The sequence below is a fragment of the Streptomyces spongiicola genome (assembly GCF_003122365.1).
Taxonomy (GTDB): domain Bacteria; phylum Actinomycetota; class Actinomycetes; order Streptomycetales; family Streptomycetaceae; genus Streptomyces; species Streptomyces spongiicola.
Genome location: NZ_CP029254.1, coordinates 1847392 through 1873891, shown reverse-complemented (window position 1 = coordinate 1873891; position 26500 = coordinate 1847392). Strand labels below are relative to the sequence as shown.

Sequence of the window (26500 nt, the reverse complement as noted above, 5' to 3'; positions counted from 1 at the left end):
TGCTGACGGGCGAACCCTGCCTGACGCGGCACTAGGTCCGAAGGACCACGGGGACCGGGACCCTGGTCGGATGGAAGGGGCACGGCTCCGCGCATAGCGTGGAGGGGAAGGCCGGGGGAAGGCCCAGGAAGGCCGAGGAAGGCCGAGGAATGGAGGAGACGTGCCCGCACGACTTGATCACACCATCGTCCACAGCCGTGACCGCTTCGCGGCGGCCCGATTCCTCACCGAACTGATCGACGCACCGGAGCCCAAGCCCTTCGGGCCGTTCGCCAGCGTCCCGCTCGCCAACGGCGTCACCCTCGACTACCTCGACGGGCAGCCGCCGGAGGCGCCGATCGTCTCGCAGCACCTCGCCTTCCTCGTCGGCGAACAGGAGTTCGACGACATCTTCGGGCGGATCAGGGAGCGCCGGCTGCCGTACTGGGCCGACCCGGCGCACGCCGAGCCGCAGCGGATCAACCACCTCTTCGGCGGCCGCGGGGTCTACATCGACGACCCCGACGGCCATTCCCTGGAGTTCATCACGCACACCTACGTCTGAGGGCCTGACGCCCTGACGCCCTGACACGCGGGCGGCAGGCGGACTCCCGAGAACGCCCGTCGGTGTCATCCGGAAGGTGGGGCCGACACCCGGGCGGCAGGCGGACGCCCGGCCGCCCGGGCGCCCGGCCAGGGGGGACCGGGCGCCCCGGGGTCCGGCGACCTCACCCCGGGGTCTTCCGCCCCGGGACCCCGCCCGCCCCGCCCGCCCCTCCCGCGACCGCCCCGGCTACGCCTCGCCTTCCGTCGGCTCCTTCGCGGCCCGGGGGCCCTCACCGCCGGGGCCGGGGGAGGGGCCGCCGCGCCCGTCGGCCGGGGCGGGCGCCAGCAGCTCCACCAACTCCTCCTCGAAACCGGGGTGTTCGGCCTCAGTGCCCGGCGGAACGGCCCGCAGGGTCCGTTCGAGCCATGCGGACACCTGCGCGGACGGGGCTTCCAGGAGGGCGTCGCCGTCCGGTGAAGTCAGCGCTATCCGGATGGCCTTGCGCCCGTTGTCCCTCGTCGGCCAGACCCGTACGTCACCCTCCCCGCACGCCCGGAAGACCCCTTCCACCAGCAGCTCGCGTGCGAACGTCCAGTGCACGGGGCGCTCGGACCCGATGTGGAAGGTGATGTGCACGGCATACGCGTCGTCCCCCCGGTAGGTGAGCCTGGCCGGCACGGGGACACTGCGCTCCGGCGACAGGACCAGCTTGAGCTCCAGCTCGCGTTCCACCACGGTGTCCATGAGGCTGCGACTTCCTTTCCTGGTACGAGGCCCCGGAGCGGGCCACACAGGGGGAGAGCGCCATCCCCGCCGACTATTACGCGACTTCCGCCACCAAAGTCTCAGTGGCGGGGTGCACGGACGCACCGGTACGGCGGAGCGTTACCGGAAAGTGGGCCTTACCCCGGGACGGGCCCGGCACGGTGCGGCGGTCTGATAGATGTGGACCCTTGAATCGCCCCCCTCAACCCCTAGACCCCTTAACCCCTAGACCCCTAGACCCCTAGACCCCCCTCGATACCCTCGATGTCTTCCAGGAGATACGGGACCACGGTGATGAGCGCCCCCACCCCGGCAACCGGCGACGGCAGCCCCACGCCCGGCTACTACCCCGATCCGTCCATCCCGGGCTACGTCCGGTACTGGAACGGCACGGCGTGGGTGCCGGGCACCAGCCGTCCGGCGCCCATGGACGGCGAGACGATGCCGGCGTCCCCACCCTCCGCGCACGCGGCCCCCGCACCGCCCCCGAGCGCCCCGGGAGCACCCGTCCCCCATGCTCCGGCGGTCGAGGAGACCGGCCCCGTCTTCCTGGACGAGGACCCGGAGCCGTCCTCCGGCTGGCAGGCCGACGCCTCGCGGCAGAGCGGCTTCGGCGGCGACCGCGACCGCCGGGTCTCCTGGGGCGCACCGCAGGGCCCGCGCCCCGGGGGCCTTCCGGGCTCCGGTGCGGATGCCTCGGCACCGGTCGCGGGCCAGGCCTGGGACCCGCCGGGCTCCGCGGTGCAGGACCCGGGCGCCGGCGGCCCGCCGGAGGCCGGTGCCGGCGAGGGCGGGGGACACCCCGGGATCCGGTTCGGCCGGGCGACCGGCAGCCCGGCCGTCGACGACGAGGACCCGGAGGCCGCGGGCACCGGTGCGGACCCGACCGGCGGCGCCCTGCCCGGTGTGCGCAGTGTCGGCGGGCCCGCGGGCGAGCCCGGGCTTCCGGCGCCCGACGGCACCGGCGCGAGCCGCCCCCCGCGCCCGCAGCCCGGCACGCCGCCCGCCGAGGGCGCCATGACGACCCGTACGATGACGCCTCCCGCGCAGTCGGCGGCGGCACCGGCCGAGCCTCCCGCGCAGGCGCCGCCGCAGGTGCCCGCCCAGCAGCCGCCCCCTCCCGCACAGCGTTCGCCGCAGCCCCGGCGGCCGGCGGCCCAGCAGCCGCCGGTGTCCCCGGGGCCGGGCGGCGGGTCGGCCTCCTGGGCGCAGCAGGTCCACCGGCTGGCGCAGAAACCGGAGGAGGAGCCGCCGGTCGCTCCCTGGAAGCCCCCGGTCAGCGATCCGTTCCTGCTGGCGGCCCAGGCCCAGGCCGCGGCCCGGCCCGCCGCGATCGGCAGGCGCTTCGCCGCCCGGCTGTTCGACACCGCCGTGCTGGGCGCGCTCGTCGGTGCGGCGACGTACCCGTTCGTGTCCGCCGCGCTGACGCACATCGACGAGAAGATCGAGGCGGCGAAGCTGTCCGGGGAGACGGTGACCGTCTGGCTGATCGACGGCACCACCGGCTTCCACCTCGGTCTCTCGCTCATCACGATGCTGGTGCTCGGCACGCTCTACGAGGCGCTGCCGACGGCCAGATGGGGGCGCACTGCCGGCAAGAAGCTGCTGGGGCTCCAGGTGCGGGACATCGAGTCGCACGAGCCGCCGTCGTTCGTGGCGGCCCTGCTGCGCTGGCTGGTGCACGGCCTCCTCGGTGTCCTCGTCATCGGTGTCCTCAACGTGCTGTGGTGCCTGGTCGACCGTCCGTGGCGGCAGTGCTGGCACGACAAGGCGGCGCATACGTTCGTGGCCGGCTGAAGGTTCGCGGCCGACGGTTCGCCGTTCGCCGTTCGCCGTTCGCGGCTGACGGCTGACGGCTGACGGCTGACGGCTGGCGGTTCTCGGCTCGCGGCTCGCGCGGGCTCCGCCGTCCCCCGAACGGCTCCCGAGCCGTTGCGGGGCCCGGTGCCGCGGGGTGCACTGCCCCCATGAGCAACGACCGGCCGCCCGGCCCGCCGCCCGAGGACGATCCGTTCCGCAAGAGGCCTCAGGAGCCGCAGGAGCCGCAGGAGCCCACGCCCCCCGCCGGGCCGCCACCCGGCGAGCCGCCGCCGGGTGGGCAGCCGCCGGGTGGGCAGCCGCCGCCCGGCGGCCCTCCGCCCGGTGAGGGTCCCCACGGCGCGCCCCCTCCCGGTGGCGGCGGCCCCTACGGCACCCCTCCCCCCGGCGGCGGTCCGCACGGCGCCCCGCCGCCCGGGGCCGGTTCGCCCTACGGCGCCCCGCCTCCGCCGTACGATCCGCACGCGTACGGCGGCGACCCCTACGGAGGCGGCGATCCGCTGCACGGGATGCCCCCGATGGCCGACTCCGCCAAGCGCATCCTCGCGCGCGTCATCGACTGGCTGATCGTCGCCATCCCGCTGCTGTTCATCGGCATCCCGTTCGGGATCTACAACAGGGTCACGTCGGGCGACGGTTTCGGTGACTGGGTGGCGGACGGCAACACCGGCGGGTGGGTGTTCCAGGTCATCGCGATCGTCGCGTTCGTCGGCTACGACACCCTGATGGTGCGCAAGTCGGGACGGACGCTGGGCAAGAAGCTCATGAAGATGCGTGTGGCGATGCTCAACGACGGGAGCACGCCCGACACCGGATCGTCCCTGACCCGCGCCGTGGTGCTCTGGCTGCCGCAGCTGATCTGCTGCCCCTGCCTGTGGCCGCTGCTGCTGCTGGTCTTCATCCTGGTGGACAAGCCGTACAAGCAGGGCCTGCACGACAAGGCCGCCAAGACGGTGGTGGTGTCAACGGCGGGCTGAGTGCTGCCCGACCCCGTGCCGGGCCGCGCCGCGGGCGGCGGGCACCCGGGCGGATTCCGGTAGGGAGCGGTCCTCGAAGGCGGCCGCACGGCTTCGATCGGCCGTGCGTGCCGCCTTCGCCCTGCCCGGCGCCGGTACGGTCACGGCGACCAGCAGTCCGAGGGCGAGCGCGGCGACCGCGACGACGGCCACACCGAGCGCCGTCGTCGTACGGAAGAGCAGAAGCATGGCGACGGTCGAGACGACGACGGTGGCCGAACCGTAGGCGAGCTGTGCGGCAGTCGGACGCGGCATGACGGTTTCCGTCCCTCGAAAGCATCGATGTCGGTGGTGTGTCGCGACGGGCCGCACTGTCCGGCGGCCCTACGTGGGTGGATGCCCGAGAGGAACCGGTGGTAAGCGTGACCTGACCCACGGTGCCGGTGCACCGGGGGCGCATCGAGTCACATGTCTCGGGAACCGGCCGGGCGCATGCACCTGTTGACCGGGCGGCCGTGCGCGGGAGGGTCGCCGCTGCGGGCTCGTGGCGGGCTGCGCTGCGGGCGTGCTGCGGGCTCGTGGCGGTGGCCGGCCGTCCGCTATCCGGAAACGCGCTACTGCATAGTGCAATTGGCCTGTGCAAGTCAAGGTCTGGTTTTTCTCCGTCAACTCCGGTCGAATGCTGTCACTTGTGACGCGCTGCCGCGAGCGGATCCACCCCACATTCCCTTGGACCGCGGTACGCCGGCGCGCGGGGGAGGACACCTTCAAGTGACAGGCAGGACAAGGGCGTTCAGAGCGTCCGCGGTGCTCGTGGCCCTGGCCACGACAGGGGCAACGGCCGCGGCGCTCACGACGGCCCAGGCGGACAGCAGGCCCTCCGGGGCTCCCGGGGTCGAGCGCCACGACCCGGCGCCCGGCTCCGACCACCACGAGGCCCACAAGGGCCACGTGGACCACGACCTCGAGGGCCCGTTCAGCGAGCAGCAGGCGCGGCAGCGCCAGGCGGCACTCGAGCAGGTCATATCAGGGGACGCGACCGTGCAGCAGCGCGGCGCGTCCAAGGTGGTGAAGCTCGACGACAAGAAGTACGTCGAGCTGGGCCGGGAGAAGACCGACAAGATCTTCACGATCCTGGTGGAGTTCGGCGACAAGGTCGACGACACCACGATGTACGACCCGGACGGCGACGGCCCCAAGCCGCCCGTCAAGAAGTACGGCGGCACCCCCGGTCCGCTGCACAACAGGATCGCCCAGCCGGACCGCGCGGTGGACAACTCGACCGCCTGGCAGAAGGACTACGACCGGCAGCACTTCCAGGACCTGTACTTCGGCGAGGGCGAGGACGAGAAGGGGAACCCCAAGCACTCGCTGAAGACCTACTACGAGCGCACCTCCTCCGGCCGGTACTCGGTCGAGGGGACCGTCTCCGACTGGGTCAAGGTCGACTGGAACGAGGCCCGTTACGGCTCCAACTACTGCGGCCAGTCCAACTGCAACAACGTGTGGGACGCGGTCCGCGACGGGGTCACCGCCTGGACCGCGGACCAGAAGGCCAAGGGCCGCACCGACGCCCAGATCAAGGCCGACCTGGCGCAGTACGACCAGTGGGACCGCTACGACTTCGACGCCGACGGCGACTTCAACGAGCCCGACGGCTACATCGACCACTTCCAGATCGTCCACGCGGGCGAGGACGAGTCGGCCGGCGGCGGCGCCGAGGGCCCGAACGCCCTCTGGGCCCACCGCTGGTACGCCTACGGCACCGACGCCGGCCGGACCGGCCCGGCGGACAACAGGGCCGGCGGCACCCAGATCGGCGACACCGGCATCTGGGTCGGCGACTACACCATGCAGCCGGAGAACGGCGGCCTGGGCGTCTTCGCCCACGAGTACGGCCACGACCTCGGTCTGCCCGACCTGTACGACACCTCCGGCGGCGGGGAGAACTCGACCGGCTTCTGGTCCCTGATGTCGTCCGGTTCCTGGCTCGGCACCGGCGAGGACTCCATCGGCGACATGCCCGGTGACATGACCGCCTGGGACAAGCTGCAGCTCGGCTGGCTCAACTACACCAAGGCCAAGGCGGCGACGGCGTCCAAGCACAAGCTCGGCGTGGCGGAGTACAACACCAGGAACCCGCAGGCCCTCGTGGTCGAGCTGCCGAAGAAGAAGGTCACCACCGGCGTCGTCGAGCCCGCCGAGGGCTCGATGCAGTGGTGGAGCGACATGGGTGACGACCTCAGGAACACCCTGACCCGTTCGCTCGACCTCACCGGCAAGTCCACCGCGTCGCTGGAGCTCACCGGGTGGTGGGACATCGAGGCCGACTACGACTACCTCTACACCGAGGTGTCGACGGACGGCGGCGCCAACTGGACCGCCGTGGACGGCACCGCCGACGGTGCGGCGATCACCCGCGACGCCTCCGACAAGCCGGCGCTGACCGGCCCGTCGGACACGCACAGGAAGCTCGTGTACCCGCTCGACGCGTACGCAGGCGAGAAGGTCGACATCCGCTTCCGCTACCAGACGGACGGCGGTGTGGCGGGCAAGGGCTTCGCCGCGGACGGCATCGTCGTCACCGCGGACGGCGCCCCGCTCTTCAGCGACGACGCCGAGACCGAGGCGCCCGGCTGGACCGCCAAGGGCTTCTCCCGCATCGGCGAGTCCTTCACGGACGAGTACGAGCAGTACTACATCGCCGAGAACCGGCAGTACGTCTCGTACGACCAGACCCTCGAGGTCGGCCCGTACAACTTCGGCTTCAAGGCGCCGAAGGACGGCTGGGTCGAGCACTTCCCGTACCAGAACGGCCTGCTCATCTGGCTGTGGGACACCTCGCAGAAGGACAACAACACCAGCCAGCACCCGGGCAAGGGCCTGATCCTTCCGGTCGACGCCAACCCCGGGGCCCTCAAGTGGGCCGACGGCACGCTGATGCGCAACCGCATCCAGTCGTTCGACTCGACCTTCAGCAGGTTCCGCTCGGACGCCCTCACCCTGCACAAGGCGGATGTGCCCACGCGTATCGCGGCGCACAGGGGCAACTCGGTCTTCGACGACCGCAAGGGCGTCTACTGGTTCGAGGAGAACCCGACCGCCGGTGTCCAGGTCCCGGACACCAACACCAGGATCTCGATCGTCAAGGAGCCGAAGAAGGGCCAGACGATCACGGTCAGGGTCGGTCCTTCGGTCAGGTAGTACGGAGCACCGCACCGGGAGCGGGGTGTCCGCGCGTTCGCCGCGCGGACACCCCGCTCCGTCGTCGCGGCTGCCCGGCTGCCCGGCTGCCCGGCCGCCCGGTCGTGGGCGGGCATCCGTCCGCGAACACCGCCGCCGTGAGCGGTCCACCGCGGTGCCCGGCGGGAGACTCCGACACGCTCCCGGAGGGGATCCGGCTCCCGGAACGTCCCCTGCTCGTCCGACCGGACGGCCGCGCCGGGGCGCGCCCTTCGCCACCGGCCGAGTCCCCGGGTTGCGGCTCTGCCGGGTACCCGGCAGAGCCGCAACCCGGGGACTCGAGGAGGCTTCCAGGGCTTGCCGTGCCGGTATCGGAACAATGCGCTCATGAGCGAACTTCTTACGGACAAAGTGGTTTTGATCACCGGAGCGAGCAGCGGTATCGGTGCTGCGGCCGCGAGGGTGTTCAGCCGGGAGGGTGCGGCCGTGGTTCTGGCCGCCCGGCGGGAGGAGCGGTTGGCCGCGGTGGTGGGCGAACTGCGGGCCGGGGGCCGTGAGGCGGCCTACGCGGTGGGAGACGTGACCGTGTCCGCGGACGCCGCCCGGGTGGTCGACTTCGCGGTGACCACGTACGGAAGGCTGGACGCCGCCTTCAACAACGCGGGGGTCGGCGGCGACCGCACTCCGCTGCATCTGATGCCGGACGAGGTCTACAACGCCATCATGGACGTCAACGTGCGGGGCGTCTGGAACTGCCTGCGCCACGAGATAGCCGCCATGCTGCCGCGCGGCGGTGGTGCGATCGTGAACAACAGCAGTGTGGGCGGCCTCGTGGCCATTCCGGCCGCCGCACCGTACATCGCGTCCAAGCACGCCGTCGTGGGCCTCACCCGGGCGGCGGCGGACGAGTACGCGAAGCAGGGCATCAGGGTGAACGCGGTGGCACCGGGCACCACCCGCAGTGAGATCACCGTCGACTGGTTCACCCGCAACCCCGGGCTGGAGGAGGTGGCGCACTCCGTGACGCCGCAGGGCCGGACCGCGGAACCCGAGGAGATCGCGGCCGCCGTGGCGTGGCTGCTCAGCGACCGCTGTCCGTTTCTGACCGGCGCCGTGCTGCCGGTGGACGGCGGCTTCGTCAACCACTGATCCCCCGCGACCGGCAGGTCGGCGGGCCGCCGCCGCCCGCCGCCGCTTCCCCGGGTGCCTCACGGGGAACGCGGTGGCGGGCGGCACTACTCGTCCCGCGGGGCGCCGTCCCGCCGCCGGGGCCGAAGGGCCGATCCTCACGACGCGGGCCGCAGCCCCTTCAGCCGGGCCCGGAAGACGTCTCGCTCGCCCTGCCGGCCGGCGATCCGGAGCGAGGACCACTCGGGCAGGAGCGTGGTCAGCGGTTCGACCGTGAGCCAGCAGGGCTCGTCGAACTCGACGTACCGGGCGAACTCGATGGACACGTCGGTGAACTCCACGGGGTCCGGGTAGGTGAGGGCGTGCGCCGCCTGCTGTGCCGCCTCCAGCAGGACCAGGCCGGGCACATGGTCGACCGGATGGTCGAAGAGCAGGATGTTGGAGACGTCGTTGCGCAGCCGCCACCGGTCGCGGCTCCCGCCGTCCGCCAGGAGGACGTCGCCGTGGTGCAGTCTGCCGACCAGGTGCGGGGCGGCGGGGTCCGGTACGGGCCAGCCGGCCCAGTCGACATGCAGGCGCCGACCGCGCATCCGCCGGTACGCCGCGGGAGACACCCAGGCGAAGACGGTGTCGGCGATGGCCACGGTGCGGTCCCGGCTGCGGATGTGGAGCACCATGCTCAACGTGGAGGAACGTCTCTCCGCCCGGGTGACCGTCAGACGGACTTCGAACGAGGCCCCCTCGCCGGCGCGGAAGCCCGGTTCCGTGGTGATGTTGAGGGAGTGCAGCAGGGTGTGGTGGCCGGTGGGGACCCCGTACGCGGCGTGGGCGACGAGGAGTCCGCACTGCCGGACGGTCTGTGCCAGCAGCCGGGGATCGGCGCCGCCGGTCGTGTTGTTGGAGGGCCAGCGAACGGATATGAGGTGGGTGTCAGGGCCTTGTTTCCGCCAGTCTCCGACCAGCAGCGTGGCACCGTGGGTAAGATGCGTGTACTCACCAATCTTCTCTCTCCAGCCCGTGTGGAGACGGGGAAGCGGGCTGACTGACGCATCCGTGGACCCGGTCATGGACCCCTCCTAGAGCGCAAGGTTGCGGACACTGCTGCCGGAACCCGCGGTGCGCCTTGATAACGTACCGAAGGTCCGGTTATTTCGACGGGGCTTGCGTGCCGGAACCGATGGCACGCCTGGATGAAGGACGGAGGTGCGGCGTGGCGAAGCAAGATCGTGCAATTCGCACTCGCAATCAAATCTTGGAGTCGATGGCGAGCCTTTTCAACGAGGTCGGGTATGACGCCGCGACCATCGCCGCGCTGGTTGAACGGACGGGCCTCACGCGTGGGGCCCTGTACTTCCACTTCGCCTCGAAGGAGGACATCGCCCGTGCCGTGCTCGACGAGGCCGTGACCCGCGAGGGCCTGCGGGAGCAGGCGTTCAAGGTGCAGGAGTGGGTGGATCTGGGCCTGCTGCTGGCCTACCGGGTGCCGCGGGAGCCGATACTGCACGCCGCCATCCGCCTGTCCGTCGACCCCAAGGCCCGCAGGTTGTTCGGCACGCGGTGGCCGGACTGGGTGGCGGTCGGGGAGGGCTTCCTCACCGAGGCGAAGCAGCGTGGCGAACTGCTCCCGCACGCCGACCCCGCCGTGGTCTCCCGCACGGTCGTCGGATCATGGACCGGCGTCCAGCTGGTCAGCGAGGCGATGAGCGAGGATCTGGACCTGGCCGAGGAGATCTCGGTGCTGTACCAGCTGGTGCTGCCGAACGTCGTCACGCCGACCGTGCTCGCCCGGATCGACTCCTCGCCCTACCGTGCGGAGCGGTTGCTCAAGGAGCAGAGCCGGACCTCCGCGGTGGAGTGACGGGCCCTTCCCCCGCCGCTGCCGGGGCTGTGTGCGGTTCGTCCGCGCGCAGCCCCGGCGCTTTGCCGGGGCGGAACGGGTTCCTTCTCCGTGCAAGCCACACTTGATTCGCATATGCAACCCCCAGCATATGATGCCGTCCGAGCGATGTCGCATGTCGCTCGCGGGTCGACCATGGTGATGCGGCTGGCGAAAGCCGGCCGTTTGAGCCCTGTGCGGTCGCCCTGCGAGGGACATTACTCCCACTTGCGTTCGGTTTTCTAGCCACTTGTTTTGGGCTTTAGGTCCGATCTGGCCCTGATGCCGAGTATGCCGAGCAACTTTATCTGTCCAATTCGTCTAGTTATGCTGGCATTTGTTGGTAGGTCCTGGCTGTACAAATAACAGGACGTGTGTTCTTTTGGAAGTGCGGAAGTACACGAGAGGGGGAGCGGTGGGAGTGCACGCGGCGCAACCGGCTCGTTCGGGGTACGTGCGGAGGTCGAGGAGCGGCGGCACCCTGCCGGGCCGAACGGTGGCCGAAACCGGCCGCTTCCGCGTGCTGGTCGTCGAGGACAGTGCCGAACTGGCCGAGGAACGGGTGCGGGAGCTACGCCGCCAGGGCTACGTCGCCAGCAGGGTCGAGTCGGGGGCGAAGGCCCTGAGCGCCCATACGCAGGCCGATCTCGTCCTTCTGGACCTCGATCTCCCCGATATCGACGGCCTGGAGGTCTGCCGGCTGATCCGTGAGGTCGACGACAAGCCGATCGTGTCTCTCACCGCGCGCGACAACGAGCTGGACCGCGTCCTCGCCCTTCAGGCGGGAGCGGACGACTGCGTCGTCGTCTCGTGCGGTCTGCGCGAGATCATGGCCCGGATCGAGGCGGTACTGCGTCGGGTCTACCCGCGACCGGAACGGGAACCGGTCCTGTCCGTCGGTCCGCTGCGGATCGACGGCGCAACGCGGGAGATCCGGCTTCACGGCGAACCGGTGGACGTCACGGCCAAGGAATTCGAGTTGCTGCACATGCTGGCCGCCAACTCGGAATCCGTCGTATCCCGCAAGGAGCTGATGGCCCGTGTCTGGGGTTCCCGGTGGGGGGATTCCAGCCGCACGATCGACACCCATGTGCGGAGTTTACGAGCCAAGCTGGGTTCTCACGGCTGGATTATCACGGTCCGCGGTGTCGGCTACCGGATGGGGCGGGGGTAGCCGTCGACCGGCGACAACTCCCCACGGTGCGAACGCGGTGAATTCCGGTACGGGAAACACCTCGGACCGCCGGCGGCCCGCATTCCGGCCGCCGGCGGTCCAGGGGTCTCGGGGTCTCAGTCAGGCGGCCTCTGCGGACCGGCCGGAGGCGTCTGCGGACCGGTCGGAGGCGTCCAGGCCCACCGCGGCGTCGCCGAGGCCGCTCGGCCTGAGCCAGTCGAAGGGCTCGTAGACCGCCGGGCCCAGGCCCATGCCTTCGGCGACCTGCTCGCGCAGCCGGTTCGAGGCGAAGGCGCCGATCACGTTCATCTGGGCGTCCCGGTAGAGGCGCTCCACCTCGTGCCCCTGCGTGACGCCGCTCGCCCCGTGGATCTGCACGGCACGCGCGGTGACGTCGACGGCCATCTCGGTGGCGTAGATCTTGAGCATGGCGATCAGGCTCCTGGCCGACCGTCCGGCGGCCCGTTCCCCGGCCGCGCGCCGGGCGAGCAGACGGGCGGCGTCGATCTGCGCCCGTGACTGGGCGATCTGCGCCTGGACGCCTTCCATGTGGGCCAGCGGCCGACCGAAGGAGACGCGCTCGCCGGCATGCCGTACCGAGGCGGTCAGCGCCGACTCGGCGACGGCGACGGCTGCCACCGAGACCAGCAGCCAACCCCAGGTCATGCCCTCGGACAGCTCGTCCAGCGGGACCGGCACCACGTCCTGCGCCGAGACCCGGGCATCGGAGAAGACCAGGCCGCCCCACGGCATGCCGCGCAGCCCCATGCGCGGGATGTCGTAGCGGCGCACTCCGGGCTGCCGCAGGTCCACGAACGCGAGGCACCAGTCGGGGCCGTCGTCGCCGGCGGCCTTCTCGCGCCGGGCCAGAGCGACCGCGACGTCCGCGTCCGGGGCGTTCGTGATCCGGGACTTCTCCCCGTCGATCACGAAGCCGCCGTCCGGCTCCCCGGCCGGACGCACGGTCGTCGTATAGGTGCCCGCGTCGCTGCCCGCGGTCGTCTCCACCACCGCGAAGGCGGCCAGCAGACGGCCGGAGAGCAGTCCTTCCAGCAGCTGCCCGTGGACCCGGAGGTCGCCGTAGGTGGAGATCAGGTTGGCGCACAGCAGCGCGGAGACGGTGGCGGACCAGTAGGTGCTGGGGCAGGCCCGGGCCAGCGACTCCATGGCCGCCACCTGGGCGGCGCCGTCGGCGCCGGTGCCGCCGACCGTCGGTGGATGGAAGAGCCGCAGATAGCCGCTGTCGACGACCTCCTTCCAGTTCTGCGCCGGTATGCGGGCTGTCAGGTCGGTCTCGGCGGCCCGTGCGGCCGTGCCGGGGAAGGTCGGTGCGGCGTCGGTGCCGTGTCGGTGGACGTTCACGTCGGTGACTGCTCCCTTCGTGTTCGGGTGTTCTCGTGTTCGCGGTGTCCTGTTCGGTGTCCTGTTCCGAGCCGTGCTCGGTTGCGTGTCCGGTGCCGGGTCCGGTGCCGGGTCCCGGCGCCGTCCGGGCGGTCGGTCGTCAGCCCAGTCCCAGCTCGCAGGCCGCGATGACCGGGCGCAGCACCTCCGCGCCGCCGCCGACCGTGCCGAAGAACAGCGCGTCGCGGTGGGCCCGTTCGATCAGTCCGTCCCCGGTGCCGTCGGCCGGCCCGGTCAGGCCCGCCGCCGCCTCGACCACGGTCCGGGCCGCACCGGCCACGAAGAGCCGGGCCGCGGCCGCGTCCCGCTGCGACGGCCGCCCGCCGCCGTCGAACTGGCCGGCGGCCCGGTAGAGCAGCCCGGCGGCCAGTTCGCACTGGATGGCCATGTCGGCGAGGGTGAGGCGGGCGGACTGGAAGTGGGACAGGGGCCGGTCGAAGAGGCGGTCCCCGCGGACCCGCTCCACCGCGTCCCGGGTCAGCGCCCGCATCACGCCGAGCCAGGGAGCGCTGGAGAACACCCAGCTCAGCACCGCCAGCAGGGGCTCGACCTCGGTCGCGGCACCGTGGGGGCTGCCGAGCACGGCGTCGTGCGGGACGTGACAGCCGTCCAGCGCCAGACCGCCCCACGGGCAGGTCCGCAGGGCCTCCGGCCGAACGTCCTCGACGCGCAGCCCGGCCGTACCGCGGTCCACCAGGAACGCGGTACGGCCACTGCCGTCCGGATGCGCGGCGACGATCAGGAAGTGCCGGGCGAGGGGCGCACCGACGACCAGGTCGAGGGCGCCGTCCAGCACCCAGCCGTCGGGCGCGGGCCGGGCGGTGACCGCGGGGGCGAGGGCGGCGCCCTGCGTCTGACGCAGCGACAGGGCACCCACCCACTCGCCGGAGGCCATCCGCGGCAGCCGGCGCCGCTGCTGCGCTGCGGTGCCGAAGGCGCGCAGCGGCACGGTGACGAGGGCCGCGTGCACCGCCGCCGCGAGGGCCAGGCCCGGATCGCGGGCACCCTCGCCGAGGCCCTGCAGCACGGCACAGGTCTGGGCGGCGGTCAGGCCACCACCGCCCAGCCGGCCCGGTACCAGGGGTCCGGTGAGCCCGGGCCTCGCGTCGGCCAGTTCCGCGAACAGGGCCGGGTCCCAGCTGCGGTCCCGGTCGCGGTCGGCCGCGGTGGGCCGTACGACGCGGTCGGCCAGTTCCCGGGTCTGTTCGGCCAGGGCCCCCTCGGTGCCGCGTTCGCCGGGGGAATACGGAAACAGCATCGGATTCCTTCCTCTCCTGTCACTGGATCGTCCAGAGCCGCATGAATAGGGCGGTGCGGATCAATGAGGTAGGGCCATCATGGCCAATTGCGCTGTGGTCCCGAACATTCTGGCCAGAGATTTCTTGCAATCTTCCCGCGGGGCGCGGGGAGTTCACACTGCTTTCTCGGCTTAACAGTGCCTCACAGTGCTTGACACAGTCCTGACACAGGATTCCTTGCTCCCTCACACGCAATCCGCGCAACATGTTCACCGATCCGCACCGCATCTCCTCCATTCGAGGAGCGGAAAGGGAGGAAACGCAATGGACGGTACAGAGCCAGAGGGCGCTCTCCCGCAGGGGCGCCCCCGTCTGTCGGACGCGACACTGCGGGACTCCGCCCACATGGCGGGCGTCGAGTTCCGTCCCGGGGACGCCGCGGCCATGGCCCGCCTGCTGGTCCGGACCGGTGTCGAGCTGGTCGAGGTCGGGATGGTCTCCGGCCCGAACTCCAAGGACGCCGATCTGATCCTCGCCACCCACGAGGCCGTCGGTCCGGAGCGCAGCATGACCCTGGTGGTCGTGCGCGACCGACGGCAGGTCGCCACGGCCCTCGCCGAGGCCGAGCGCCTCGGCGTGCGGCACATCATGTACTCCATCCCCACCTCGGAGCAGCACGCGAAGCTCAAACTGGGCTCGCCGAGCGCCAGGTTCCTGCACGCACTGGCGGGTTCCGCGATCACCCAGGCCAAGGAGCGCGGCTTTCACGTCACCTTCAGCGGCGAGGACGGCGCCCGCACCCCCCGGGAGCGGCTCGTCCCCTACGTCACCGCGGGTTTCGAGGCCGGCGCCGACCGGTTCCGGCTGGCGGAGACCGTCGCCTGCCTCTCGCCCTGGCAGATGGAGCGGGTGATCGCGGGCCTCACCGCGATCGAAGGCTCCGAGATCGAGATCCACTCCCACAACATGCTGGGCATGGCCGTCGCCAACTCGCTCGCCGCCGTCCGGGCCGGGGCGCAGTGGATCTCCGCGACGGTCGGCGGCATCGGGGAGCGCGGCGGCAACGCCCCCCTGGCCGAGCTGCTCACCGCACTGCGTGTCGTCCACGGCGACACCCGCTTCGACCTGAGCGGGCTGACCGAGCTGTCCCGGATCGCCCTCGGAGGCGCCGGGCTCGGCGAGGCCTTCCAGTCCGGACCGACCACACCGCACGCCTTCGCGTACGAGCTGCCGGGCCAGCTCACCCACCCGGAGGCGTACGAGACGCTGCCGGCCGAACTGGTGGGCAACCAGCGCGAGTTGCGGGTACGTACCCGACTCACTCCCGCCCTCGTCACATGGGCCCTCCGAGAATCCGGTGTGCTCGTCGACGTCGAGGCCTTCACCGCGTGGCTGACCGAGCGCCAGGAGCGCGACGGCGGCCCGCTGCTCGACCGGGACGCCATCCGCAAGGCGGCCATCGACTTCCAGGCCGCATGACCCGCCCCCTGCCCCTGTCCGTGCCCACCCCCTGCCCCTGCCCACCCCATGCCCGTGCCCGTGCCCTCCATCTCCTCACACCACCGGAGTCGTTCATGACCACCGCCACCCTGGCCGGATCCTGCCCCGAGTGCGAGACCGATCTGACCGTTCCCCCGATGGTCCCGGGCGAGACCCTGTCCTGCCCCGAGTGCATGCTCACCCTCCGCGTGGAGGACGTGACGAACGGCAAGGTCACCCTGCAGATGGTCGAGGTGCAGCTGCGTGACTGGGGCCAGTGAGGGACGACCCGCGGAGGAGAGGGCACCCATGAGCGCCACCGTCGCCATCGTCGCGGACCGGATCGGCTGGGAGGAACGCCGGCTGATCGAGGCCGCACCCGAGGCCGGACTCGTCGTCGACTGGGTCAACGACGAGTCCCTGTGCCTCGGGCACCAGGACGCGCCGTCCCTGACCGGGTACGACGCCGTCCTCGTCCGCAGCCGCAGCTACACCCGCGGCGGCCTGATCGCCACACTGGCCGAGGCGTCCGGCATCCGCACCATCAACACCGCCTCGGCCATCCGGGCCTGTGAGAACAAGCTGGAGCTGCGGGCCGTACTGCACCGGGCCGGCGTTCCGGCCGGGGACTTCCGGCTGGTGCTGTCCCGCAGGGATTTCGAGCAGGCCCTGAAGGACGTTCCGCCGCCCGTCGTGCTCAAGCCCGTCTTCGGCGGTATGGGCAAGAGGGTCACGCTGATCCGTGACACCGACACGGCCCAGTCCGTCTACGACTATGTCGAGGACCTCGGACACGGCTTCGAACAGGCCTCGCTGGTGGAGCCTTACCTCGACGGCGGCACCTCCGTCCGGTGCCTGGTCGTGGGCCGCGAGCCGGTGGCCACCGCCGAGTTCGCGAGCGCCGGCGGCGACTGGCGCAGCAACGCGGCGCTGGGCAACCGGAGCCGGGCCCTGGACCACGACCCCGCCATCACCAAGATCGTCGACGGGGTGGTGGACGCGCTCGGCCCGGGCATCTACGGCATCGACCTGTTCCAGGTGCCCGGCGGCCACGTCGTCAACGAAGTCAACCACGCCCCCGCCTTCAAGGCGATCGCCGCGGCGACCGGGGCGGACATCCCGCGGGCCGTCGCCCGCCATCTACAGGAGACACTCACGTGACCCGGGTAGGAGTCGTCGGAGCTTCCGGGCTGGCCGGCGGCGAACTCATCAGGCTGATCACCCAGCATCCCGACCTGGAGCTGACCTTCCTCGGCGGCTCCTCGAACATCGGCAGGCGCCCGGCCGAACTCCACCCGGGCCTACGGCTCGACCTCGGCCTCACGGTCCAGCCGGTCACCGAGGAGATCGCCGGTCAGGTCGACGCCGTCCTGCTGGCGACCCCGGCACCCGTGTCGGCCGAGCTGGCCGCGCTGCTCGCGGACCGGGTCCCCGCCGTTCTCGACCTCAGCGGCGCCTTCCGCATCCGCACCCCCGAACTCCACGACCGCTGGTACCCCGACGTGAAGCGGCGCACCGACCTCGCGGACCGGTTCGTGTACGGCGTACCGGAACTGGTCGGCGACCAGATGGCGGACGCCGCGCTGATCTCGCTGCCCGGCTGCTACGCCACGTCCATGACCCTGGCGCTCGCCCCGCTCACCCTGGGGCTGGGCCTGAACCTGAAGACCGTGGTGGTCGACGGCAAGAGCGGCTCCAGCGGCGGCGGCCTGCACCTGCGCACCGCCGACCTGCACCCGCTGCGCAACGGCGCCATCGCACCGTACGCGCCGGTGGGCCACCGGCACGCGGCCGAGGTCGGCGACTTCCTGGAGCGAGGGAAGCGGGGCGGCGTGGGCAGGCTGTCGATGTCCGCCTACGGCGTCTCCCACGTCCGCGGTCTGCTCACCAGCTCGTACGTCTTCACCGACGAGAGCGTCGACCAGCGCGAGTTGCAGCGCGCCTATCTGCGCTTCTACAAGGACCACCGGTTCGTGCGGGTCCGGCGGAACACCGAGACGCTCATCCCGGTGCCCGACCCCCAGGCCGTTCTGGGCTCCAACTACTGCGACGTGACGGTCATGCACGACGAGGACGGCGAGCGCATCGTCGTGCTCGCCGCCCTGGACAACCTCGTCAAGGGAGCGGCCGGCCAGGCCGTGCAGGCCCTGAACATCCGGTTCGGACTGCCCGAGGAGACGGGGCTGACGATGCAGCCGGTGATGCCGGCATGAGCGGCACGCACCCCGGCCGGGTCCCCACCGTGGTGAAGCTGGGCGGCAGCTGCCTGGACGATCTGGCCGACACCTGGTGGGACGACCTGGCCCGGCACGGGCGGGAGCGGCCGCTTGTCCTGGTGCACGGCTGGTCCAGGCCGCTGAGGGAGCTGGACCCGCGCTACCGCGATCCCTCGGCGGTCCTGCGCGACCGGTACGGCAACCAGAGCCGGTGGACCACGCCGGAGGTCATCGCGGACATCAAGACCGTCAGCGCGCGCATGAGCGAGGACATCCTCGGCCGGCTGGAGCGGCGGGGCATCGCCGCGGAACGGGTCCTCGGCAGCGACGGCCTGGTCGCCGCGGGTGAGGGCGAGCGCTGGTGGTGGCGCGACAAGCAACTGGTCGAGCTGGAGAACCTGGTCGGCCCGATCACCGGCGTGGACCCCACCGGGCTGAAGAACCTCCAGCCCGGCCATGCCCACCTGGTCACCCCGCTGGCCCGCAACGACGGCGGCCAGGAGGTGAACACCGACGCCGACCGGGCGGCCGCCGCCCTGGCCGCCGCGACCGGCGCCGGCGATCTGGTCCTCGTCACCGACGTCGCCCATCTGCTGGTCGACGGCGAGCCGGTCGCCGCGATCAGCGCGCGGGCCGCAGCCGGGTTCCGCGACAGGGGCGCCACCGGCGGCATGCGCAAGAAGCTGCGCGCCGCGGGGGAGGCCCTGGACGGCGGAGTGGACCGGGTCGTCATCGGCAGTGCGCCCGTCACCGAGCTGCTCGCCGGCCGCACCGGCACCGTCATCACCCGTAGCTGAGGAGCCCCGCATGGCGAAATCCCGAGTGCTCGTCGTCGACAACGGCACCCTGTCCCTCAAGCAGCTCCGGGCCCGCTTCGAGCACCTGGGGTCGGAGACCGACGCGGTGAACGTGAACTCCGTGCCCACCGGCCTCGGCGGCCGCTATCAGGCGATCGTGCTGAGCGGCACCAAGGTACGGGCCTACGACACGGGCTTCTACCGGCCCCTCGTCGACCTGGTCATGGGCGCCGACGTCCCCGTCCTGGGCATCTGCGGCGGCATGCAGCTCATCGCGGTGGCGGCCGGCGGCCGGCTGGCCGAGGGGCCGCAGCGGGTCGGCGGCCACGAGGCCCAGGTGGAGCCGGACGAGCCGCTGTTCACCTACGTCAAGCCCACGGTGACCGTCTTCCACCGCCACACCCTCTACCTCCGGGAGGCCCCGGAGGGCTTCCGCTCCATCGGGCGCTCCGCACACGCGCCCGTGGAGTTCCTGCGCTCCGACGACGGGCGGATCCACGGCGCCCAGGCGCACCTGGAGTTCCGAGGCGACGGCCTGGAGATCCTGCGCGGCTTCGCGCGGCTCTACGAGTGAGCCACCCGGCCCGCCCGGCCCGCCCGGCCCCGTTCCGCCCCACCTCGCCCCGTCCCGGGCGCGGACGCCCGCGATCCCCGACGCGGACGCCCGCGATCCCGGACGTGGGCCCCGGTACCTCTCTGACTCAGCGACGAACTGGAGGACTTGGCAATGAGCAACGTGGACGATCCGCAGCAGCCCGCGTTCACCGTGCACCTCAACGGCAGCGGCGGCAGCCTGAAGGGCTGGGTCGTCGTCGACACGCTGGTGGACGGCCTGGCGATGGGCGGCGTGCGGATGACCCCCGGGGTGACCGAGGGAGAAGTGCGCGGTCTGGCCCGCGACATGACCGACAAGTTCACGCTGGCGGGACTGCGCATCGGCGGCGCCAAGGGCGGCATCGTCTCCGACGGAGGCGACCGCGAGGAGACCTTCCGGACCTTCGGCCGCACCGTCAAGCCGCTGCTGCACGGCGGCATCCACCTCGGCATCGACATGGGCGTCACCGCCGCCGACCGCGCCGTGTTCTTCGACGAGGCCGGCTACGACCCGCGCCACCGGCTCGGCGCCCCCGACATGCCGATCGACTGGCGCACCTACTACGAGCCGCTGATCGACGCCACCGGGCACGGCGTCGGCGTGGCCGCGGTCACCGCCCTGGAGGCGAGCCGCCGCACGGAACCGGCACGGGTCGTGGTGCAGGGCTTCGGGGCGGTGGGCCGCGCGGTCGCGCGGTTCCTGGAGGACCGCGGCCATGTGATCGCGGGTGTCGCGGACATCGAGGGCACCGTCAGCGCCGACCGGCTCCCCGTGGGCGACCTGCTGGCCATCACCGACGCGTACGGCCGGATCGACCGTTCCCGGCTTCCGCAGCACGTCACGGTGGCGAACGAGCCGGACGCCTGGCTGGACGTCGACGCCGACGTGCTGATCCTCGCGGCGCAGAAGCACGCGCTCAACGCCGACAACACGCACCGGCTGCGGGCCCGCCTGGTCGTGGAGGGCGCCAACCTCGCCTCCAGCGCGGAGGCCAGGGAGAAGGCCGCTGCCTCGGGCGCCGCCCTGGTACCCGGCGTGATCGCCAACATCGGCGGGGCCGGGGCGGCCGCTCTGGCCGTCACCCGGGTCGTCCCCTTCGGGCTCGCGGCCGACGCGCGCAGGCAGTGGGTCTTCGACTGGGTGGCCGACCGGGTGCGCCGCAACACCCGGGACCTGCTGGAGATCGCCGCGTCCGCGGCGGGCGACCCGCTCCCCGAGCTGATCGCGGTCCGCCGGAAGGAGCTGTGATGACGGCCACGACCGTCAGGACCCCGGTCTCCGCGCCGACCGCCGACCGGATGGCGGAGTACCGGCGGCGCGGCTGGTGGCGCGACGAGACCTTCCTCGACGACCTGCGCCGGCAGGCCCGCGAACGGCCCCGCAAGCTCGCCATCGCCGGCCGCCGGCTGGGCGAGGCCCGTACCGACACGCTCGACTACGCCGAACTGGCGCGGCTGACGGACCGGTTCGCCGGCGCGCTGCTCGAACTCGGTGTCGAGCGGGGCGACGTCGTGGCGGTCCAACTGCCCAACCGGTGGGAGATGGTGCCGCTGATGTTCGCCTGCACGGCGGTCGGCGCGGTCATCTGCCCCATCGCCCCGGTCTGCCGGGAGGAGGAACTGCACCACCGCCTCGCGCTCACCGAGGCCCGGGTGTGCGTCACCGTCGCGGAGTGGGACGGCTATCCGCTCGCCGAAACCATCAACGCCCTGCGCCACGAACTTCCCCTGGAACACGTGGTGGTGGTGGACGGCCACGCCCCCGAGGGCGCGGTGGACTTCCACGACCACTTCGTCTCGGCGCACTGGGAGAAGCAGCGCACGGGCGATCTGGAGGGCCGGGCCCTGCGGCCGGACGAGCCTTTCGTGGTGCTGTTCACCTCCGGCACCACGGGCTTCTCCAAGGGCGTGGTGCACAGTCAGAACACCGTGCACTCCGGGGTGCGTGGCTATGCCGACACCTTCCTGCTCCGCGACGACATGGTGGTGGTGGTCACCACCCCGCTCGTGCACTACTCGGGCTTCGGCCAGGGCGTCCTCGCCGGAGTGATGCTCGGCGGGACCATCGCCTTCCAGGACGGCCCGGACCACGTCGGGCTGCTGGACCTGGTGGAGCGGTACGGTGCCACGCTCCTCTACGGGCCACCGCCCACGCTGTCCGGCGTCGCGGCCGCCCAGCAGACCGAGCCCCGCGACGTCTCCAGCCTGCGGCACACCATCACCGGCGCTGCGCCGGTGCTTCAGGAACTGGTCGACGAGTTGCGCGACACCTTCGGCGCCCGCACGTACTCGGTGTGGGGCATGTCGGAGTTCGGCCCGGTCACCATCACCCGGCTCGACTACAACCAGGACTGGGCCGCGCACAGCCACGGTCGGCCGATCGACTCCATGGAGATCCGGATCGACCAGTGCCACGACGCCGGCAGGCGCGCCCCCGTGGGCCGGCTGCGGGTGCGGGGCGCGTCGCAGGCACTCGGCTACTACAAGCAACAGGACGCCTTCGACTCCGAGCTGACCTCGGACGGCTGGTTCGACACCGGGGACGTGGCGCGCGAGGACGGCCGGGGCGGTATCCGCATCCTGGGGCGGTCCAGGGACACGATCCTGCGAGACGGAATCGTCGTTCCGATGGCCGAACTGGAGGCGATCCTCTCCCGGCACCCGGGAGTGGCCGAAGCGGCCCTCCTCGGCCCCACCGGGCAGGTGGACGACCCGATCCTGGCGGTCGCCGTTCCCCGGGGCGGCGCCCGGCCCACCCTGCCGGAGATCCGGGACCATCTGCGCGACCACGGTCAGGACCCGCGCTTCTTCCCGGAGCGCCTGGAAGTGGTCGACGTGCTGCCCAAGACCCTGACGGGCAAGGTCCGCAAGGTCGAACTCCGGGAACGCTTCTCCGGCGGCTGATCCGATGCGCCGCTCGCGTTGCCGTTGCCGCTCGCGGTCCCCTTCCCGTTTCCCTTCCCCTTCCCCTTCTTGTTCCCGTGCCCGTTCCCGTTCCCCTACTCGTTCGCGTTCGCGTTCGCGTTCCCGTTCCCGTTCCCGTTCCGGCAGTTCCGCCCGCCCCGTCTTCCCACACCCCCGGCCACGTCCCGGCCGGACTCAGCGGAGGAGAACCATGTCCGAACCCGTGCCGGTGGCCATGTCGGCCACCCTGGCCGCCGACGAGGCCCTGGCCCGTCGCCGGCGTGCCGGGGAAGAGGTCCTGTCCCTGGCCAGTGGTGAGATCGGCCTGCCGGTCCTGACCGTACTGCGGGAACGACTCGCCGAGGCATCGGGCCGCAACGCCTACGGTCCGGTCGCGGGAAGCCGGGAACTGCGCGCTGCCGCCGCCGGGTACTGGGCGCGCCGGGGCCTGGACACCGACCCGGACCTGGTCGTCTCCGGGCCGGGCAGCAAACCGCTGCTCTTCGCGCTGCTGCCGGCGGTCGGCGGGGATGTCGTGATGCCCGTACCGAGCTGGGTCAGCTACGCGGCGCAGGCCAGGCTGGCCGGGAGGCGGCCGATCGCGGTCCCCACCCTGCCGGGCCAGGGCGGCGTACCCGATCCGGAGGCGCTGCGCGCGAGGGTGGCCCAGGCACGCGCCGAAGGTCTCGACCCGCGGTGTGTGGTGGTCACCCTGCCCGACAACCCGACCGGCACCATCGCGGACCCCGCCACCGTCCAGCGCCTCGGCGAGGCGGCCCGGGAACTGGATCTGATCATCATCTCCGACGAGATCTACTGCGATCTGGTCTTCGACCCGGCGGACCGGGCGGTCTCCCCGGCCGTCTTCGCACCCGAACGGACCGTGGTCACCACCGGCCTGACCAAGAACCTGGCACTGGGCGGCTGGCGGACGGGAGTGGCCCGGCTCCCGGACGGGCCGGCCGGGCGCGAGGTCCGCGGCAGGCTGCTCGCGATCGCCAGCCAGATCTGGTCGAGTACCGCCGCCCCCGTGCAGGCCGCGGCGGCGTACGCCCTCACCGAACCCCCCGAGGTGGTCGAGTGGGTCGCCACCGCCCGGAGGCTGCACGGGACCGTGGTCCGCGCGGTGGCCGACCGGTTCACCGCCGCCGGTGCCGTCCTGGCTCCGGTACGGGCGACCTGCTACCTCTACCCCGACTTCGAGCCGTTGCGGGACCATCTCGGCGCCGCGCACGGAGTGCACGACGGCGACGCGCTCGCCGCTCTGCTCGCACGGCGCCACGGCGTGGGCCTGCTGCCCGGCAGCGCCTTCGGCGAGTCCCGGCGGCCCCTGCGGGTCCGGGCCGCCACCAGCCGGCTCTACGGCGAGACCGACGCCGAACGCACCGAAGCCCTGTCGGCCGAGGACCCCCTCCGACTGCCCTGGATCCGGCGGTCCCTGGACCGTGTCGCCGAGGTCCTGGACGACCTGACGCGCTGAATCCCCCGACCCCTGATCCCTGATCCCTGATCCCCGATCCCTGATCCCTGATCCCCGATCCCCGACCCCTGATCCCCGATCCCCGACAGCCGATCCCGACTCCGATCCCCGATCCGAGGAGATGCTCACCGCCATGTCCACCGTCTTCGAATGCGAGTACCGGGGCGTCCGGTACGCGGGCCTCGGCATACCCGCCGCCGGCGAGCCGCACACGCTGCACCGCGTGACCGACGGGCAGCTGCGCGCGGCCCTCGTCGGCGGCGGGGGCCCCGAGGCGTTGCGCGCAGCCGTGACCGAGGCGACCGAGACCGTCGAGGCCGACCTCGGCGACCCGGAGCTGCGCTTCCTGCCGCCCCTGCTGCCCACGGGCTCCAACAACGCCCTGATCAACGGCTTCATGGGCACCCACCGCTCGAAGTTCGACCGAGACCCGGAGCCCGACGAGGAGTTCACCCCGCCGAACTACTACATCAAGGGCTTCGGCTCGTGGCTGCGGATGCCGGACGAGCCGCTGATCACCCCGGCCGACCCGATCTGGCTGCTGGAGGAGCCGGAGGTGGCGCTCGTGTACGTCAACGACGACCAGGGCGTCCCGCACTACGCCGGCTACACCTTCGGCAACGACCTCAACGACATCGGTCTGCACCTGAAGAACCCGTGGGCCTGGACGCCTTACGCCAAACTCTGCGAGACCTCCCTCACGCCGTGGCTGTTCCCGGACCCGCCGCCGCGGCAGGTGACCGGCAGGGTCGTCATCGAGCGGGAAGGCGCCCGGGCCTGGGAGGGCCCCTTCTCCTGCGGCGCCGACTCCCTCTACCACCGGGTCGACGAGATGACCGACTACCTGTTCTCGTACCCCGCGCTGCGTCGGCCGGGACTGGTCAACTACCTGCTGCTCGGCGCGGACAAGGCCACGTACCACGACGGGTTCCGCATCGAGGACGGCGACCGGATGGTCATCGACGTGACCAGCCACGGTGTCGTGCTGGCCAACACGGTCCAGTGCGGTCAGGCCGACAGCGGCAGCGCGTAGTCCGTGGCTGATGCGGCTGATGCGGCTGACGTGACGGGCGCGACGGGCGGCTCGGCCGCGGGCCGCGGCCGGTTCCGGCGCACGGCCTCCACGTACTCGGAGATGGCGTCCCGGCTGCGGACCAGGCACTCGATACGCCGGGTCATCCGGTCCCGCTCGCGCTCCAGCGTCGCGATCGTCTCGGGTGCGGCGTCCGTGACGTGGATCGCCCGGGGCAGCTTCAGGCAGGGCAGGACCTGCTTGATGATGCGGGTCGGCAGCCCGGAGTCGAGCAGCCCCCTGATCTGGAGGACCCGGTCCACGCTCCGCTCGCAGTACTCCCGGTAGCCGTTGGGAGAGCGGTCCGGTACGAGCAGCCCCTGCTCCTCGTAGTAGCGCAGCATCCGGCGCGGTGTTCCGGTGCGTTCGGCCAGTTCCCCGATGCGCATATGACTCACCCCATAGCGACTTGACATTCACATACATGTGAGGGTTGAAGGATAACAGGCATGACAACGTCCCATACAGAATCGCAGACTGACACACCGTCAGCCCAGGGCGGCAAGCTGCCCATGTCGCCGCTGCTGGCCCTGTGCACGGCGGCCTTCATAGGCATCCTCACCGAGGCCCTGCCCGCCGGCGTCCTGCCGGAGATGGCCCGCGACCTCTCCGTCAGCGAGTCCGCCGCCGGCCAGACACTGACGATCTACGCGATCGCCACGGGACTCTCGGCGATCCCCATGTCCATGGCGACGGCGACCTGGCGGCGCAAGAGGCTGCTGCTGATCGCGGTCACGACGTTCGCCGTCGCCAACGTCGTCACCGCCATGTCCTCCAACTACGCCCTGACGATGGTCTTCCGACTGGCCGCCGGTGTGGCCGCGGCCGTGGTGTGGGCCGAACTCGTCGGATACGCGCGCCGGCTGGCACCCCCGCACCTGGCGGGCCGGGCCATCGCGATCACCATGGCCGGTATCCCGCTGGCACTCTCCCTGGGCATCCCCGTGGGCACCTTCCTGGGCAAGGTCTTCGGCTGGCGGCTGACCTTCGGTCTGGTGGCCCTGGTCTCCGTGCTGCTGCTCGCCTGGATCTCCGCCTCGGTACCGGACCACCCCGGGCAGCAGCCCGGGAAGCGGGCGTCGATCCTGGGGGCGCTGAAGCTGCCCGGCGTGGTCTCGGTGCTGTTCGTGGTGGCCGCGTACGTGCTGGCCCACAACATCCTGTACACCTACATCGCCACCTTCCTCGACGAGCACGACATGGGCGGTTCCCGCGACATCGTGCTGCTGGTCTTCGGCCTCGCCTCGATGGTGAGCATCTTCATCACCGGCGCGCTCGTCGACCGCCGGTTGCGGAGTCTGACCCTCGGCAGCGCCGTGCTGTTCCTGGTGGCCGCCGGCCTGCTCGCGATCCTGGCGGACATCGGTGCCGCGGTCTATGTCGCGATGGTGCTGTGGGGCCTGGGCTGGGGCGGTATGGCCACCCTGCTGCAGACCGCCGTCACCGACGCGGGCGGCGACCGGGGGCAGGCCCTGCTGGTCACCACGTGGAACTCATTCATGGCGGGCGGCGGTGCGGTCGGCGGCATCCTGCTCGGCGCCCTCGGCCCCGACTCCTTCCCGTGGAGTGTGCTGATCCTGCTCGGGCCCGTCCTGCTGGTGGTGACCGGCGCCCGTGCTCACGGCTTCCCCGCCAAGCGCCCCGGTATGGAGACGACCACGCCCTGACGGCAACGCGGAACACCAGGAACTCCGGTCCGGCACCCACGTCCCCCGTGTGCCGGACCGGGCTTGCGTGAGACGCGCAGGTCCGACTCTCCCGCCGACTGCCGACTGCCGACTGCCGACTGCCGACTGCCGACTGCCGACTGCCGACTGCCGGCGTCCGTGCCTACTGCCTACCGTCGGTCGTCGGTCGTCGGTCGCCGGTCGTCGGTCGCGGGTCGCGGGTCGC

The 26500-nt window shown here is 71.8% G+C and carries 24 protein-coding genes; 18 read left to right on the top strand and 6 right to left on the bottom strand.

Annotated elements, in window-relative coordinates; translation table 11 throughout:
* Positions 1–160 precede the first annotated feature (160 nt).
* A complete protein-coding gene (locus DDQ41_RS08150; protein ID WP_109293882.1) occupies positions 161–544 on the top strand; it encodes a VOC family protein in 384 nt (127 codons plus the stop codon).
* A 228-nt stretch (positions 545–772) separates the two neighbouring features.
* Here the strand turns inward: DDQ41_RS08150 and DDQ41_RS08145 are convergent, their stop codons facing one another.
* Positions 773–1270, bottom strand: a complete 498-nt coding sequence (locus DDQ41_RS08145) for an SsgA family sporulation/cell division regulator (protein ID WP_109293881.1) — start codon at positions 1268–1270, stop codon at positions 773–775.
* Between the two features lie 315 nt (positions 1271–1585).
* Here DDQ41_RS08145 and DDQ41_RS08140 point away from each other — a divergent pair, with 315 nt between their 5' ends.
* Both DDQ41_RS08140 and DDQ41_RS31850 read left to right on the top strand, forming a co-directional pair.
* Positions 1586–3088 carry an RDD family protein gene (locus DDQ41_RS08140; protein ID WP_109293880.1) on the top strand — a complete coding sequence of 501 codons (1503 nt, stop codon included), beginning with the start codon at positions 1586–1588 and terminating at the stop codon, positions 3086–3088.
* Positions 3089–3258: 170 nt separating this feature from the next.
* On the top strand, positions 3259–4086 hold the full coding sequence (locus tag DDQ41_RS31850) for an RDD family protein (RefSeq protein WP_174720269.1): 828 nt from the start codon (positions 3259–3261) through the stop codon (positions 4084–4086).
* On the opposite strand, the gene DDQ41_RS08125 is transcribed toward DDQ41_RS31850, so the two are convergent.
* A complete protein-coding gene (locus DDQ41_RS08125) occupies positions 4072–4380 on the bottom strand; it encodes a hypothetical protein (protein WP_109293877.1) in 309 nt (102 codons plus the stop codon). The genes DDQ41_RS31850 and DDQ41_RS08125 overlap by 15 nt on opposite strands.
* A gap of 456 nt (positions 4381–4836) precedes the next feature.
* Between DDQ41_RS08125 and DDQ41_RS08120 the strand changes: the two genes are divergently transcribed.
* Together DDQ41_RS08120 and DDQ41_RS08115 are read left to right on the top strand one after the other, a co-directional pair.
* Complete coding sequence (locus tag DDQ41_RS08120) at positions 4837–7269, top strand: immune inhibitor A domain-containing protein (RefSeq protein WP_109293876.1); 2433 nt, start codon at positions 4837–4839, stop codon at positions 7267–7269.
* Between the two features lie 366 nt (positions 7270–7635).
* Entirely contained in the window at positions 7636–8397 is a 762-nt protein-coding gene (locus DDQ41_RS08115) for a glucose 1-dehydrogenase (RefSeq protein ID WP_109293875.1), read from the top strand.
* 137 nt (positions 8398–8534) lie between these two features.
* On the opposite strand, the gene DDQ41_RS08110 is transcribed toward DDQ41_RS08115, so the two are convergent.
* Complete coding sequence (locus DDQ41_RS08110; RefSeq protein ID WP_109293874.1) at positions 8535–9443, bottom strand: ScbA/BarX family gamma-butyrolactone biosynthesis protein; 909 nt, start codon at positions 9441–9443, stop codon at positions 8535–8537.
* Between the two features lie 110 nt (positions 9444–9553).
* Here DDQ41_RS08110 and DDQ41_RS08105 point away from each other — a divergent pair, with 110 nt between their 5' ends.
* Together DDQ41_RS08105 and DDQ41_RS08100 are read left to right on the top strand one after the other, a co-directional pair.
* Entirely contained in the window at positions 9554–10234 is a 681-nt protein-coding gene (locus tag DDQ41_RS08105) for a ScbR family autoregulator-binding transcription factor (protein ID WP_281278220.1), read from the top strand.
* 514 nt (positions 10235–10748) lie between these two features.
* A complete protein-coding gene (locus DDQ41_RS08100; protein WP_109293872.1) occupies positions 10749–11426 on the top strand; it encodes a response regulator transcription factor in 678 nt (225 codons plus the stop codon).
* Between the two features lie 120 nt (positions 11427–11546).
* On the opposite strand, the gene DDQ41_RS08095 is transcribed toward DDQ41_RS08100, so the two are convergent.
* Together DDQ41_RS08095 and DDQ41_RS08090 are read right to left on the bottom strand one after the other, a co-directional pair.
* Positions 11547–12788 (bottom strand): acyl-CoA dehydrogenase family protein, encoded by a 1242-nt coding sequence (locus DDQ41_RS08095; RefSeq protein ID WP_109293871.1) that lies wholly within the window; start codon positions 12786–12788, stop codon positions 11547–11549.
* A 139-nt stretch (positions 12789–12927) separates the two neighbouring features.
* Entirely contained in the window at positions 12928–14085 is a 1158-nt protein-coding gene (locus DDQ41_RS08090) for an acyl-CoA dehydrogenase family protein (RefSeq protein ID WP_109293870.1), read from the bottom strand.
* A 304-nt stretch (positions 14086–14389) separates the two neighbouring features.
* On the opposite strand from DDQ41_RS08090, the gene DDQ41_RS08085 reads away from it, so the two are divergent.
* The 10 genes from DDQ41_RS08085 to DDQ41_RS08040 all read left to right on the top strand — a co-directional run bounded on the left by DDQ41_RS08085 (position 14390) and on the right by DDQ41_RS08040 (position 24568).
* Positions 14390–15544 carry an isopropylmalate synthase gene (locus DDQ41_RS08085; protein ID WP_109293869.1) on the top strand — a complete coding sequence of 385 codons (1155 nt, stop codon included), beginning with the start codon at positions 14390–14392 and terminating at the stop codon, positions 15542–15544.
* Positions 15545–15639: 95 nt separating this feature from the next.
* The gene (locus DDQ41_RS08080; protein ID WP_109293868.1) at positions 15640–15825 is read left to right on the top strand and encodes a lysine biosynthesis protein LysW; all 186 of its coding nucleotides are present in this window, start codon (positions 15640–15642) and stop codon (positions 15823–15825) included.
* A 28-nt stretch (positions 15826–15853) separates the two neighbouring features.
* Complete coding sequence (locus tag DDQ41_RS08075) at positions 15854–16705, top strand: ATP-grasp domain-containing protein (protein WP_109293867.1); 852 nt, start codon at positions 15854–15856, stop codon at positions 16703–16705.
* Complete coding sequence (gene argC, locus DDQ41_RS08070; RefSeq protein ID WP_109293866.1) at positions 16702–17757, top strand: N-acetyl-gamma-glutamyl-phosphate reductase; 1056 nt, start codon at positions 16702–16704, stop codon at positions 17755–17757. Before DDQ41_RS08075 ends, argC begins: the two co-directional genes overlap by 4 nt.
* Positions 17754–18557, top strand: a complete 804-nt coding sequence (locus tag DDQ41_RS08065; RefSeq protein ID WP_109293865.1) for an amino acid kinase family protein — start codon at positions 17754–17756, stop codon at positions 18555–18557. The genes argC and DDQ41_RS08065 overlap by 4 nt, the downstream gene beginning before the upstream one ends.
* Before the next feature lie 10 nt (positions 18558–18567).
* A complete protein-coding gene (locus tag DDQ41_RS08060) occupies positions 18568–19131 on the top strand; it encodes a type 1 glutamine amidotransferase (protein ID WP_109293864.1) in 564 nt (187 codons plus the stop codon).
* Between the two features lie 153 nt (positions 19132–19284).
* Complete coding sequence (locus tag DDQ41_RS08055) at positions 19285–20400, top strand: Glu/Leu/Phe/Val dehydrogenase dimerization domain-containing protein (protein ID WP_109293863.1); 1116 nt, start codon at positions 19285–19287, stop codon at positions 20398–20400.
* Complete coding sequence (locus tag DDQ41_RS08050; protein WP_109293862.1) at positions 20400–22055, top strand: AMP-binding protein; 1656 nt, start codon at positions 20400–20402, stop codon at positions 22053–22055. Before DDQ41_RS08055 ends, DDQ41_RS08050 begins: the two co-directional genes overlap by 1 nt.
* Positions 22056–22266: 211 nt before the next feature.
* Entirely contained in the window at positions 22267–23535 is a 1269-nt protein-coding gene (locus DDQ41_RS08045) for a pyridoxal phosphate-dependent aminotransferase (RefSeq protein ID WP_217364424.1), read from the top strand.
* Positions 23536–23668: 133 nt separating this feature from the next.
* On the top strand, positions 23669–24568 hold the full coding sequence (locus DDQ41_RS08040; protein ID WP_109297612.1) for a fumarylacetoacetate (FAA) hydrolase: 900 nt from the start codon (positions 23669–23671) through the stop codon (positions 24566–24568).
* On the opposite strand, the gene DDQ41_RS08035 is transcribed toward DDQ41_RS08040, so the two are convergent.
* Positions 24544–24996, bottom strand: a complete 453-nt coding sequence (locus DDQ41_RS08035; RefSeq protein WP_109293861.1) for a MerR family transcriptional regulator — start codon at positions 24994–24996, stop codon at positions 24544–24546. The two genes, DDQ41_RS08040 and DDQ41_RS08035, sit on opposite strands and share 25 nt — an antisense overlap.
* Before the next feature lie 60 nt (positions 24997–25056).
* Between DDQ41_RS08035 and DDQ41_RS08030 the strand changes: the two genes are divergently transcribed.
* Positions 25057–26274: an MFS transporter gene (locus DDQ41_RS08030; protein ID WP_109293860.1), complete on the top strand. Its 1218-nt coding sequence runs from the start codon at positions 25057–25059 to the stop codon at positions 26272–26274.
* Positions 26275–26500: the final 226 nt, after the last annotated feature.

Coding starts and splice junctions, on each gene's coding strand:
- DDQ41_RS08145 (WP_109293881.1), bottom strand. CDS start 1,270: ATGGACACCGTGGTGGAACGCGAGCTGGAGCTCAAGCTGGTCCTGTCG.
- DDQ41_RS08140 (WP_109293880.1), top strand. CDS start 1,586: ATGAGCGCCCCCACCCCGGCAACCGGCGACGGCAGCCCCACGCCCGGC.
- DDQ41_RS31850 (WP_174720269.1), top strand. CDS start 3,259: ATGAGCAACGACCGGCCGCCCGGCCCGCCGCCCGAGGACGATCCGTTC.
- DDQ41_RS08125 (WP_109293877.1), bottom strand. CDS start 4,380: ATGCCGCGTCCGACTGCCGCACAGCTCGCCTACGGTTCGGCCACCGTC.
- DDQ41_RS08115 (WP_109293875.1), top strand. CDS start 7,636: ATGAGCGAACTTCTTACGGACAAAGTGGTTTTGATCACCGGAGCGAGC.
- DDQ41_RS08110 (WP_109293874.1), bottom strand. CDS start 9,443: ATGACCGGGTCCACGGATGCGTCAGTCAGCCCGCTTCCCCGTCTCCAC.
- DDQ41_RS08105 (WP_281278220.1), top strand. CDS start 9,554: ATGGCACGCCTGGATGAAGGACGGAGGTGCGGCGTGGCGAAGCAAGAT.
- DDQ41_RS08090 (WP_109293870.1), bottom strand. CDS start 14,085: ATGCTGTTTCCGTATTCCCCCGGCGAACGCGGCACCGAGGGGGCCCTG.
- DDQ41_RS08085 (WP_109293869.1), top strand. CDS start 14,390: ATGGACGGTACAGAGCCAGAGGGCGCTCTCCCGCAGGGGCGCCCCCGT.
- DDQ41_RS08080 (WP_109293868.1), top strand. CDS start 15,640: ATGACCACCGCCACCCTGGCCGGATCCTGCCCCGAGTGCGAGACCGAT.
- DDQ41_RS08075 (WP_109293867.1), top strand. CDS start 15,854: ATGAGCGCCACCGTCGCCATCGTCGCGGACCGGATCGGCTGGGAGGAA.
- DDQ41_RS08065 (WP_109293865.1), top strand. CDS start 17,754: ATGAGCGGCACGCACCCCGGCCGGGTCCCCACCGTGGTGAAGCTGGGC.
- DDQ41_RS08060 (WP_109293864.1), top strand. CDS start 18,568: ATGGCGAAATCCCGAGTGCTCGTCGTCGACAACGGCACCCTGTCCCTC.
- DDQ41_RS08055 (WP_109293863.1), top strand. CDS start 19,285: ATGAGCAACGTGGACGATCCGCAGCAGCCCGCGTTCACCGTGCACCTC.
- DDQ41_RS08050 (WP_109293862.1), top strand. CDS start 20,400: ATGACGGCCACGACCGTCAGGACCCCGGTCTCCGCGCCGACCGCCGAC.
- DDQ41_RS08045 (WP_217364424.1), top strand. CDS start 22,267: ATGTCCGAACCCGTGCCGGTGGCCATGTCGGCCACCCTGGCCGCCGAC.
- DDQ41_RS08040 (WP_109297612.1), top strand. CDS start 23,669: ATGTCCACCGTCTTCGAATGCGAGTACCGGGGCGTCCGGTACGCGGGC.
- DDQ41_RS08035 (WP_109293861.1), bottom strand. CDS start 24,996: ATGCGCATCGGGGAACTGGCCGAACGCACCGGAACACCGCGCCGGATG.
- DDQ41_RS08030 (WP_109293860.1), top strand. CDS start 25,057: ATGACAACGTCCCATACAGAATCGCAGACTGACACACCGTCAGCCCAG.